Below are 11278 nucleotides of genomic sequence, written 5' to 3'. Positions count from 1 at the left end.
GTCCACTGTGTTAGTTCTGAAGCAACGAACGGTTGCTGGTTTCTTGAGCTGGAACACAACTACAAAGTGTGCTTGTTCGCTCGAAACCGATTAGGGTTTCGGTGGTCATAGCGTTAGGGAAACGCCCGGTTACATTCCGAACCCGGAAGCTAAGCCTTTCAGCGCCGATGGTACTGCAGGGGGGACCCTGTGGGAGAGTAGGACGCCGCCGAACAATTTTTCAAAGGACCCTTGGTCCAGCGTTCAACGCTGGACCAAGGGTCTTTTTTGTTTTCCAAAGCTTTACGCCGAAGCGCGGCCATGGGTTGGTTGCGCGAGAATGACTAGCGGTACCCCGAAGACAGGAGTCACACCCATGTCCAACTCTCCCGACGATCGTCCGGAGCGCGAGCCTCGGCGCAACGACGGCGGTGACAGGGGCGGCTACCGCGGGGGCCGTGACGACCGTGGCGGCGACCGTCCGCCCTTCCGTCGCGATGACCGCGGTGGCCGGCCGGCCGGTAGCGGCGCAGGTGCCGGTGCCGGCGGTGCCGGCGGCGGTTTCCGTCGTGACGACCGTGGTGGCCGTCCCACTGGTGGTGGGGACCGTCCCTCTTACCCGCGTCGTGATGACGACCGTGGGGGCCGTCCCACCGGTGGTGGCGACCGTCCGTCCTTCCCGCGCCGTGACGATGACCGTGGTGGCCGTCCCACTGGTGGTGGGGACCGTCCCTCTTACCCGCGTCGTGATGACCGTGGCGGCGACCGTCCCACGGGCGGCGGTTTCCGTGGCAACGACCGTGGTGACCGTCCCACCGGTGGTGGCTTCCGCGGCAACGACCGTGGCGACCGTCCCTCGTTCCCGCGTCGTGACGACCGTGGTGGGGACCGTCCGTCCTTCCCGCGCCGTGACGATGACCGTGGTGGCCGTCCCACTGGTGGTGGCGACCGTCCCTCGTACGCGCGTCGTGATGACCGTGGCGGCGACCGTCCCACGGGCGGCGGTTTCCGTGGCAACGACCGTGGTGACCGTCCCACGGGCGGCGGTTTCCGTGGCAACGACCGCGGTGACCGTCCGTCGTTCCCGCGTCGTGATGACCGGGGTGGGGACCGTCCGTCCTTCCCGCGCCGTGACGATGACCGTGGTGGCCGTCCCACTGGTGGTGGCGACCGTCCCTCTTACCCGCGTCGTGATGACCGTGGCGGCGACCGTCCCACGGGCGGCGGTTTCCGTGGCAACGACCGCGGTGACCGTCCCACCGGTGGTGGCTTCCGCGGCAACGACCGTGGCGACCGTCCCTCGTTCCCGCGTCGTGACGACCGTGGTGGGGACCGTCCGTCCTTCCCGCGCCGTGAGGACGACCGTGGCGGGTTCCGTGGCGGCCGTGATGACCGTGGTGGCGACCGTCCGTCGTACCCCCGTCGTGATGACCGTGGCGGCGACCGTCCCACGGGCGGCGGTTTCCGTGGCAACGACCGTGGTGACCGTCCCACCGGTGGTGGCTTCCGCGGCAACGACCGTGGCGACCGTCCGTCGTTCCCGCGTCGTGATGACCGGGGTGGGGACCGTCCGTCCTTCCCGCGCCGTGACGATGACCGTGGTGGCCGTCCCACTGGTGGTGGCGACCGTCCCTCGTACCCCCGTCGTGATGACCGTGGTGGGGACCGTCCGTCCTTCCCGCGTCGTGAGGACGACCGTGGTGGATTCCGTGGTGGCCGCGATGACCGTGGTGGCGAGCGTCCCTCGTACCCGCGTCGTGAGGACGACCGTGGGGGGTTCCGTGGCGGCCGCGATGACCGTGGTGGCGACCGTCCGTCGTACCCCCGTCGTGACGACCGTGGCGGCGGCGATCGCGGTGGTTTCCGTGGTCGTGACGACCGTGGCGACGACCGTGGCTTCCGCGCGGACCGTGACCCGGTCAAGCGGCTTCCGATCGACGACGACGTCACCGGCTTCGAGATCGACTCCGATGTCCGTCAGGAGCTCCTGAGCCTGCCCAAGGGCCTGGCCGAGGAAGTCTCCAAGAACCTGGTCATGGTGGCCCGGCTGATCGATGAGGACCCGGAGCAGGCGTACGCCTACTCGCGCATCGCACTGCGTCTGGCCTCCCGCGTGGCCGCCGTGCGCGAGGCCGCCGGCTTCGCCGCGTACGCCACGCAGAAGTACGCCGAGGCGATCGCGGAGTTCCGCGCCGCCAAGCGCATGACCGGTTCCCCGGAGCTGTGGCCGGTCATCGCGGACTGCGAGCGCGGTCTCGGACGCCCGGAGCGGGCGCTGACCATGGCCGGCGAGCCCGAGGTCCAGAAGCTGGACAAGGCCGGGCAGGTCGAGATGCGTCTGGTCGCGGCCGGTGCCCGGCGGGACATGGGGCAGCTCGAAGCTGCGATCGTGACCCTGCAGAGCCCCGAGCTGGCTTCCCACTCCGTCCAGCCGTGGACCGCCCGTCTGCGGTACGCCTACGCCGACGCCCTGTTGGCGGCCGGCCGTGAGGACGAGGCGCGCGAGTGGTTCGCCAAGACCCTCGAGGCCGACAAGGACGGGGCTACGGACGCCTCCGACCGGCTCGCCGAGCTGGACGGGGTCGAGTTCGTCGACGCCGCCGACGCCGATGACGATGCCGATGTCGACGAGGCCCCGGGTGCCGGTGCCGACCTCGACCGCGACGTCGAGGACGAGTACGACGACGAGGACGAGGACCAGGACGGGGACGACGACCCCGAGGTCGTGGCCGCCGAGCGCGCCTCCGACCAGGCCGAGTACTACGACGAGGACGACGACGAGTACGAGGGCGAGGTCGGCGCCGGCAGCGGTGCCGATGACGACCTCACCGACGAGACCGTCGTTCGCGACGAGGACAGCCGCGACAAGGGCTGAGTGAGCTGAGGAAGGGCGGTACCCCCGGTGGGGGTGCCGCCCTTTCGCGTATCCCGGCCCGGCCGCTCAGTCCAGGCTGCGCAGCACCAGGCCCGTGGCCGGTTTCGGGCCGAAGGACGTGGACTTGCGGGGCATCGTCACGCCCTGGCGGGCTAGGTCCCGGACGATCGCCTCCCGTACGGGATGCATCAGGACCGCCGTGCCGCCGATGCGCTCCGCCATCTCGACCGTGGCCTCCGTGTCGTGGATGTACACGATCTGGTCGGGGGTGTCCGGGATATCCCAGAGGGTGTCGAGGAGGGTCGCGTGGAGCACGGTGGCGTCCAGCCGGCGCCAGGCCTCGGGGCGGTCGCGGCGGACGGTGCGGGCGATGAGCGCCGGGTCCGGGTCGGTGACCAGGTGGAAGGTGCCGTCGCCGGTGAGGAGGAAGGCGTTGCCGCGTTCCGCGGCCTCCTCCAGGGCCTCCATGGCCAGTGGCAGCGGGCCCTCGACCGGGCGGACCCGGAAGTGCCCCTCGAGGGCGGCCACGGCGTCGGGGAGCGGGAGGCGGCGGAGCAGCCGGTGAATGGCGCGTACCTGGAGCGGATAGCGGGCGGTGTCCACTAGGAGGACCAGGCCGAAGTCCCAGGCGGTGGGGGAGCCGTGCTCCTCCTGGAGGCGCAGGTACGTCGCCCAGCGGTGGTGGCCGTCGGCGATGAGGGCCTGGCGGTCGCCCAGGTCGGAGGTGATGGCCGCCAGGTCGGCGGGGTCGGTGACGGACCACAGGCGGTGCTGGAAGCCGTCCTCGGTGGTGGTGGAGAACAACGGGGCCTGCCGCGCGGTCCGTTCGACGACCGCGGCCGCGCCGGCCGACGGGTCGTCGCCGAGGTAGGTGAGCAGGAGCGGTTCCAGGTTGGCCGAGGTGGCCCGCATCAGGCCGGCGCGGTCCGTGACCACGTGGGGCATGACGTCCTCGTGGGGCAGGACGACGCCCGCCTCCGCGGCGGACAGGGCGAGGGCGCCGATGAGACCGCGCTGCAACAGGCCGCCCTTGCGCTGCTCGTAGACGTAGAGCGCGGGCTCGGGGTCGGCGCTGAGGATGCCCTCGGCGAGCCAGTCGTGCAGGGTGCGCGCCGCCTGCTGGTTGCGTGCGGCGGGGGTGTCGGCCTGCGGAAGGATCAGGCGGACGATGTTGTGGGGGTCGGCGGACTCAAGGTGGTTGAGTCCGTCGGGGCGCACGACCACGTCGTACGGCGGTGAGGTGACGGCGGCCAGGCTGCCGACCCGCTCGGGGACATAGCGCAGGCCATGGAACGGGATCAGCCGCAGCCCGTGGTCCGCGGTGCCAGATGTGGTCATTGGTGAATCGTAAGACGCGTCTTGCCGTGCGGGATGATCGGGGGAGTACGGAAACCGGACAAGATCGATCTCCCCCAGCTACCGCTGGGAGGGCCCCAGAAGGAGCGGACACCATGACCCGGCAGAGCAGGACCAGCCCCGCAGGCAGTGAGCGGAGTCTGCACCAGGCGTACGACACGGCTCTGCTCGACCTCGACGGGGTGGTGTACGCGGGCGGCGAGGCCATCGCGCACGCCGTGGAGTCGCTCGCGGCGGCGCGGGCCGACGGGATGCACCTCGCGTACGTCACGAACAACGCGCTGCGCACCCCGGACGCGGTCGCGGAGCACCTGGGCGAGCTCGGGATCCCGACGGAGGCGGCCGAGGTGATCACCTCCGCGCAGGCGGTGGCGCGCCTCATCGCGGAGCAGGTGGAGCCCGGGTCGAAGGTGCTGGTCATCGGCGGGGAGGGGCTGCGGGTGGCGCTGCGCGAGCGCGGGCTGGTGCCGGTGGACTCCGCGGAGGAGGAGGGGCTCGCGGCGGTGGTCCAGGGGTACGGCGGGCCGGACCTGCCGTGGGGGCGGTTCGCGGAGGCGTCGTACGCGATCAACCGCGGGGTGCCGTGGTACGCCTCGAACACCGACCTGACCATTCCGGGGGCGCGGGGGATCGCGCCGGGCAACGGGGCGGCGGTGGAGGTCGTGCGGATCGCCACGGGCGCCGAGCCGCAGGTGGCCGGAAAGCCGCTGCCCCCGATGCACCGGGAGACCGTGCTGCGGACCGGGGCGAAGCGGCCGCTGGTGGTCGGCGACCGGCTGGACACCGACATCGAGGGCGCCTTCAACGGGGGCGTGGACTCGCTGCTGGTGCTGACCGGGGTCACGGACGCGGCGCAGCTGCTGCGGGCGGAGCCGAAGCACCGGCCGACGTACGTGGACCGGGATCTGCGCGGGATGCTGACCGGGCAGCGGGAGGTGGAGGCGGTCGGCGGCGGGACGGACGGTGTCGGCGGCGGTGCGGCGGGCTTCCGCTGCGGGCGCTGGACCGCGGTCGCGCTGGACGGCGTACTAGAGCTGGGGGGGGAGGAGGACGCTGCGCGGGACGGCGGGGCGCGGGACGGCGGGACGCAGGACGGGGCGCCGCGGTCCGGGGGTGCACGGGACGGCGGGACGCCGGACGCCATCGACGGGCTGCGGGCGCTGTGCGCGGCGGCCTGGACGCATGCCGGGGACGGTTCGTGCGGGCTGGACGCGGGCAAGGCGCTGGCCAGGCTGGGGCTGTAGGGGCTGCCCGGACGGCTGGGACTGAAGGGCCGCCGGAACGGGGGTCCCGCAGCGGTGCTCCCCGGCCGGGGCCGTTCGGAGGATCCGAGCAATGCAGAGGGTAGGCTAACCTAACTTCCGTGTTGGTCGAGAGTCCCCCCGAACAGAGCGCGGCGCCCGTCGCCGCCGCCCGCTCGCGCCACGGCGCGCGAGCCGCCGGTCTGCTGGCCGCCTTCGGCGTGCTCGCGCTGATCGCGGTGGCGAGCATCGCCGTCGGCGCCAAGCAGATGCCCCTCGAAGAGGTCTGGCACGGCCTGTTCCACTACTCCGGGACGACCTCCGACGTCGTGGTGCGCGACCTGCGGGTCCCGCGCACCCTCCTCGGGGTGCTCGTCGGCCTCGGCCTCGGCCTGTCCGGCGCCGTGATGCAGGCCCTGACCCGCAATCCGCTGGCCGAGCCCGGCATCCTCGGCGTCAACGCCGGGGCCGCGGCCGCCGTCGTATCGGCCATCAGCTTCCTCGGAGCGGACTCGCTCTCCGAGTTCGTGTGGTGGGCCTTCCTCGGCGCCGCCGTCGTCTCCGTCGTCGTGTACCTGCTCGGGGGCAGCCGCAGCGCCACGCCGGTGCGCCTCGCGCTCGCCGGTACGGCGGCCAGCGCGGCCCTCGTCGGCTACATCAACGCCGTGCAGCTGATGGACAGCAAGGCGCTGGACAAGCTCCGCTTCTGGACCGTGGGTTCGCTCGCTGCCGCCAACATGGACACCGTCGAGCAGGTGGCGCCCTTCCTGCTGACCGGGGCCGTGCTCGCGCTCACCCTCGGCCGGCCGCTCAACGCCATGGCCATGGGCGACGACACGGCGCGGGCGCTCGGCGCGAACCTGACGCGGACCCGGATCGGCGCGATGATCGCCATCACCCTGCTGTGCGGGGCGGCCACCGCCGCGTGCGGGCCGATCGTCTTCGTCGGTCTGATGATCCCGCACCTCGTACGGGTGTTCACCGGGCCGGACATGCGCTGGGTGCTCGCCTACTCGGCGGTGCTCTCGCCGGTCCTGCTGCTCGGCGCCGACGTCATCGGTCGGGTCGTCACCCGGCCCGCCGAACTCCAGGTCGGCATCGTCACCGCCCTCGTCGGCGGGCCCGTCTTCATCCACCTCGTCCGGCGCAAGAGGACGGCCCAGCTGTGACCGTGACCGACACACCCCGAAAGGGGCACCGTGGCCGTCCCGGACCCCGGCCGCTGCACCTGCCCGGAGGGATATCGCTGCGCGTCGAGCGGCGGGCGCTGGGCGTCGGAGTGCTGCTCCTGGCGCTCTCGCTGGCCATGGCCGTGGTCCTCATCGGCACCGGCGACTTCCAGATCGGCCCGTGGGACGTCGTGCGGACCCTGCTGGGCAACGGCACTCCCGCGCACGACTTCATCATCAACGACCTGCGGTTGCCGCGGGTCTTGGTCGCCCTGCTCGTCGGCGCGGCCCTCGGCATGGCCGGCGCGGTCTTCCAGTCCGTCTCGCGCAATCCGCTCGGCTCCCCCGACGTACTGGGCTTCGGCTACGGCTCGGCCGTCGGGGCGCTGGTCGTCATCATCCTGTTCCACGGCAGCGCGGGCCAGGTGGCCGCGGGCGCGCTGGTGGGAGGTCTGGTGGCCGGGCTCCTCGTGTACCTGCTCGCCTACAAGCAGGGCATCCACGGCTACCGGCTGGTCCTCGTCGGCATCGGCGCCTCCGCGATGCTCATCGCCGTCATCCAGTACCTGCTGACGAAGGCACAGCTCACCGAGGCCACCCGCGCGATGGTCTGGCTGACCGGCTCGCTCGCGGGCCGGGACTGGGCGCAGGTCTGGCCGCTGCTCGCCACCTGCGCGGTGCTGTTCCCGCTGATCCTCGGCCGGAGCCGGGCGCTGCGGGTGATCGAGATGGGCGACGACGCGGCGTACGCCCTCGGCGTGCGGGTGGAGCGGACCCGGCTGCTGCTCATGGCGGCGGCGATCCTGCTGACCACCGCGGCCAGCGCCGCCGCGGGGCCGATCAGCTTCGTGGCGCTGGCCGCGCCGCAGCTGGCGCGCCGGCTGACCCGCTCGCCCGGGGCGGGCCCGCTGACCGGCGCACTGATGGGCGCCCTCCTGCTGACGGTGTCCGACTGGGCCTCCCAGCGGGCCTTCGGCGCCGACCAGCTGCCGGTGGGCGTGGTGACGGGCCTGGTCGGCGGCGTCTACCTGCTCTGGCTGCTCGTCACCGAGCGCAAGGCGGGACGCATATGAGCGGCCAAAGGAGCATGAGCAATCGAAGGAGCAGGCAAGTGCAGCGGCTGACCGCGGAGAACGTGACCCTCGGCTACGACCAGCGGGTCATCGCCGAGAACCTTTCGGTGGAGATCCCGGACAACTCCTTCACCGTGATCGTCGGACCCAACGCCTGCGGCAAGTCCACCCTGCTGCGCGCCCTCTCGCGGATGCTCAAGCCCTCGCAGGGGCGCGTGCTGCTGGACGGGCAGGCCATCGGGTCGATGCCGGCGAAGAAGGTCGCCAAGACGCTGGGGCTGCTGCCGCAGTCCTCGATCGCGCCCGACGGGATCACGGTCGGCGACCTGGTCTCGCGCGGCCGCTACCCGCACCAGGGGCTGCTGCGGCAGTGGTCGGCCGAGGACGAGCGGATCGTCGAGGAGTCGATGGCCTCCACCGGGGTCGCCGAGCTCGCGGACCGGGCCGTGGACGAGCTGTCGGGCGGGCAGCGGCAGCGCGTGTGGATCGCGATGGCGCTGGCGCAGCAGACACCGCTGCTGCTGCTGGACGAGCCGACGACGTACCTCGACATCCAGCACCAGATCGACGTGCTGGACCTGTGCGCGGAGCTGCACGAGAACCGGGGGCGGACCTTGGTCGCCGTGCTCCACGACCTCAACCACGCGGCCCGCTACGCGACGCACCTGATCGCGATGCGGGACGGGAAGGTCGTCGCCGAGGGGCCGCCGGCCGAGGTGGTCACGGCGGAGCTGGTGGAGCGGGTGTTCGGGCTGCGCTGCCAGATCATCGACGACCCGCAGACGGGGACCCCGCTGGTGATCCCGGCGGCGCGCGATGCTCGTGCCCGTGCGGTGGCTCACGCGCGGTAGCGGGTACGGCGCCGTTCGCCGACGGCTCGCGCCGGGTGGCGGGTGCGGCGCCGTTCCCGGGGCTCCGCTCCGGACCCCCGCGCCCCGACCGCCGGCGGGGCTGGACCTACAGCAGGCTCTTGAGCCTCAGCAGGTCGCGGAAGCCGGCCTCCAGGCGGATCCGGCCGCCGGCCCAGGCCTTGGCGAACTTCAGCTCGCCCGCGACCAGCGCGACCAGGTCGTCGCCGGTCATGGCGAGCCGGATCTCGGCCTTGGCGGGCGGCGGCCCGGGGACCACCGCGTCCACCCGGATCCGTCCCGCGTCGAGGCGGCCCGTGAAGGTCTGGTCCAGGTCGGTGATGTGGCAGGTCAGGGAGCGGTCGAGCGCGGTCGCACCGCGCACGTCGCCGTCGGCCCGCGCCAGATTGCCGGAGAGGTGGTCGAGTGCTTCACGGCACTCTTCGATCGTAGCCATCGTGATCACGACCGTACCGCAGAGCCGCGCGCGGTCGCCGTCGCCCTTGGGAGTAGCGTCGGGGCATGACCGACGAAGTGTCCGACGTGCCCGAGGACCCGCCCGTGGCGTCCGCCGCGCGATCCGATGACCGGTCCGGGAAGCCGGGCGAAGCGGGTGGGGCTCCGGCCGGAGCCGGTGGGGAGCCCGCCGGGGCGGCCGCGCTGGGGATCGTACGCACCCCCACCGGGCACGCCGAGGTGGACGCGCGCCTGGAGCGGCTGGCGGACGCGGACCGCCTCCCGGCGGACGGACACGCCGAGGTGTACGAGGATGTGCACAGGGGGCTGCGCGACGCGCTGACCGCGCTGGACGCACCCACCGGCCCCCGTCCGCACGAAAACAGGAGCTGAGCCGAACGTGGCAGGAGTGGCACGCCGCCGCCTGGACGCCGAACTGGTACGCCGCAGCATGGCCCGCTCGCGCGAGCACGCCGCGCAGCTGATCGCCGCCGGCCGGGTGACGGTCGGCGGCAGTACCGCGACGAAGGCGGCCACCCAGGTCGAGACCAGCGCGGCCCTCGTCGTCCTCAAGGACGACGACGACCCCGACTACGTGTCCCGGGGCGGTCACAAGCTGGCGGGGGCCCTCGCGGCCTTCCAGCCGCAGGGGCTGCTCGTCGAGGGGCGCCGGGCGCTGGACGCGGGCGCTTCGACCGGCGGGTTCACGGACGTGCTGCTGCGCGCGGGCGTGGACCACGTGATGGCCGTGGACGTCGGTTACGGGCAGCTCGCCTGGTCGCTGCAGAGCGACGACCGGGTCACCGTCAAGGACCGGACGAACGTGCGCGAGCTGACCGTCGAGCAGCTCGACGGGTTCCCCGTGGACCTCGTCGTCGGCGACCTCTCCTTCATCTCGATCGGCCTGGTGCTCCCGGCGCTCGTACGGTGCTGCGCGCCGGACGCGGACCTGGTGCTGATGGTCAAGCCGCAGTTCGAGGTCGGCAAGGACCGCCTCGGCAGCGGGGGCGTGGTGCGCAGCCCGGAGCTGCGGGCGCAGGCCGTGCGGGACGTCGCGGCCCAGGCCTGGAAGCTGGGGCTCGGTGTCGTCGGGGTGACGGCGAGCCCGTTGCCGGGCCCGTCGGGCAACGTCGAGTATTTTCTGTGGCTTCGGGCGGGAGCACCGGCACTCGACCCGGCGGATGTTGACCGTGCAGTGGCGGAGGGGCCGCAGTGACAGAGCTTTCGGGGGACCCGGCGGATTCGGCTCGACCGGCGGAGCCGGGGGAGCCAGGGCAGTCGGGGGAGTCAGGGCAGCGGACCGTCTTCCTGCTCGCGCACACCGGGCGGCCGGCGGCCATCCGCAGCGCCGAGCTGGTGGTGCAGGGGCTGTTGAAGAACGGCCTGGGCGTACGGGTGCTGGAACACGAGGCGGTGGACCTGCCGCTGCCGCCCGAGGTGGAGCTCGTGGCCGAGTGCACCCCGGAGGTGTTCGACGGCTGCGAGCTGCTGATCGTGCTGGGCGGCGACGGGACCCTGCTGCGCGGTGCGGAGTTCGCGCGCGGCTCGGGGGTGCCGATGCTGGGTGTCAACCTGGGCCGGGTCGGGTTCCTCGCGGAGGCGGAGCGGGACGACCTGGACAAGGTCGTGGACCGGGTCGTGAGGCGGGCGTACGAGGTCGAGGAGCGGATGACCCTCGACGTGCTCGTGCGGACCAACGGGGACGTGGTGCACCGGGACTGGGCGCTGAACGAGGCGGCCGTCCAGAAGGTGTCCCCGGAGCGGATGCTGGAGGTGGTCCTGGAGATCGACGGGCGGCCCGTGTCCGGCTTCGGCTGTGACGGGATCGTCTGCGCGACTCCGACGGGCTCCACCGCGTACGCCTTCTCCGCCGGCGGGCCGGTGGTCTGGCCGGAGGTGGAGGCGCTGCTGATGGTGCCGATCAGCGCGCACGCGCTGTTCGCCAAGCCGCTGGTGACCTCGCCGAACTCGGTGCTGGCGGTGGAGGTGCAGACCGGGACCCCGCACGGGGTGCTGTGGTGCGACGGGCGGCGGACGGTGGAGCTGCCGGCCGGGGCCCGGGTGGAGGTCCGGCGGGGGACGGTCCCGGTGCGGCTCGCCCGGCTGCACCACGCGTCGTTCACGGACCGGCTGGTCGCGAAGTTCGCGCTGCCGGTGTCGGGGTGGCGCGGGGCGCCGCACTAGGTTCTGTGGCCAGTCGTACGTAAATGGCATGTCTGTTCGATCGACTCTGGGCGGGTGACGTCACATGGCACCTGTGAAACCTCGGTATCGTCGTCCC

General features: G+C 72.5%; 11 protein-coding genes and 1 rRNA gene. 10 read left to right on the top strand and 2 right to left on the bottom strand.

The window, feature by feature from the left end; all coding sequences use genetic code 11:
* Positions 1–97 precede the first annotated feature (97 nt).
* From rrf to J7E97_RS24220, 3 genes are all read left to right on the top strand, one after another.
* Positions 98–214, top strand: a 5S ribosomal RNA gene (gene rrf / locus J7E97_RS24230).
* A 223-nt stretch (positions 215–437) separates the two neighbouring features.
* A complete protein-coding gene (locus J7E97_RS37100) occupies positions 438–1970 on the top strand; it encodes a hypothetical protein (RefSeq protein ID WP_215031016.1) in 1533 nt (510 codons plus the stop codon).
* Positions 1967–2854 carry a hypothetical protein gene (locus tag J7E97_RS24220; RefSeq protein WP_374224225.1) on the top strand — a complete coding sequence of 296 codons (888 nt, stop codon included), beginning with the start codon at positions 1967–1969 and terminating at the stop codon, positions 2852–2854. The genes J7E97_RS37100 and J7E97_RS24220 overlap by 4 nt, the downstream gene beginning before the upstream one ends.
* Before the next feature lie 66 nt (positions 2855–2920).
* On the opposite strand, the gene J7E97_RS24215 is transcribed toward J7E97_RS24220, so the two are convergent.
* Positions 2921–4192, bottom strand: a complete 1272-nt coding sequence (locus J7E97_RS24215; RefSeq protein ID WP_215030998.1) for a DUF1015 domain-containing protein — start codon at positions 4190–4192, stop codon at positions 2921–2923.
* A 113-nt stretch (positions 4193–4305) separates the two neighbouring features.
* On the opposite strand from J7E97_RS24215, the gene J7E97_RS24210 reads away from it, so the two are divergent.
* From J7E97_RS24210 to J7E97_RS24195, 4 genes are all read left to right on the top strand, one after another.
* Entirely contained in the window at positions 4306–5454 is a 1149-nt protein-coding gene (locus J7E97_RS24210; RefSeq protein ID WP_215030995.1) for an HAD-IIA family hydrolase, read from the top strand.
* Between the two features lie 119 nt (positions 5455–5573).
* On the top strand, positions 5574–6620 hold the full coding sequence (locus J7E97_RS24205; RefSeq protein ID WP_215030992.1) for an iron ABC transporter permease: 1047 nt from the start codon (positions 5574–5576) through the stop codon (positions 6618–6620).
* Positions 6617–7693 (top strand): FecCD family ABC transporter permease, encoded by a 1077-nt coding sequence (locus tag J7E97_RS24200; RefSeq protein ID WP_374224224.1) that lies wholly within the window; start codon positions 6617–6619, stop codon positions 7691–7693. Before J7E97_RS24205 ends, J7E97_RS24200 begins: the two co-directional genes overlap by 4 nt.
* Complete coding sequence (locus tag J7E97_RS24195) at positions 7690–8544, top strand: ABC transporter ATP-binding protein (RefSeq protein ID WP_215030988.1); 855 nt, start codon at positions 7690–7692, stop codon at positions 8542–8544. Before J7E97_RS24200 ends, J7E97_RS24195 begins: the two co-directional genes overlap by 4 nt.
* A gap of 106 nt (positions 8545–8650) precedes the next feature.
* Here J7E97_RS24195 and J7E97_RS24190 read toward each other — a convergent pair whose 3' ends face one another.
* Positions 8651–8998, bottom strand: a complete 348-nt coding sequence (locus J7E97_RS24190; RefSeq protein WP_215030987.1) for an SCP2 sterol-binding domain-containing protein — start codon at positions 8996–8998, stop codon at positions 8651–8653.
* Positions 8999–9063: 65 nt separating this feature from the next.
* Here J7E97_RS24190 and J7E97_RS24185 point away from each other — a divergent pair, with 65 nt between their 5' ends.
* Genes J7E97_RS24185 through J7E97_RS24175 form a run of 3 tightly spaced genes read left to right on the top strand, consistent with a single transcriptional unit; the run spans position 9064 to position 11181 of the window.
* Positions 9064–9390 (top strand): hypothetical protein, encoded by a 327-nt coding sequence (locus tag J7E97_RS24185; protein ID WP_251055054.1) that lies wholly within the window; start codon positions 9064–9066, stop codon positions 9388–9390.
* 7 nt (positions 9391–9397) lie between these two features.
* On the top strand, positions 9398–10213 hold the full coding sequence (locus J7E97_RS24180; RefSeq protein WP_215030985.1) for a TlyA family RNA methyltransferase: 816 nt from the start codon (positions 9398–9400) through the stop codon (positions 10211–10213).
* Positions 10210–11181 (top strand): NAD kinase, encoded by a 972-nt coding sequence (locus J7E97_RS24175; protein WP_215030983.1) that lies wholly within the window; start codon positions 10210–10212, stop codon positions 11179–11181. The genes J7E97_RS24180 and J7E97_RS24175 overlap by 4 nt, the downstream gene beginning before the upstream one ends.
* Positions 11182–11278: the final 97 nt, after the last annotated feature.

Source organism: Streptomyces sp. ISL-66 (assembly GCF_018614135.1).
Classification (GTDB): domain Bacteria; phylum Actinomycetota; class Actinomycetes; order Streptomycetales; family Streptomycetaceae; genus Streptomyces.
The sequence above is the reverse complement of the archived record's forward strand: the minus strand, read 5'-3'. Positions and strand labels throughout refer to the sequence as shown.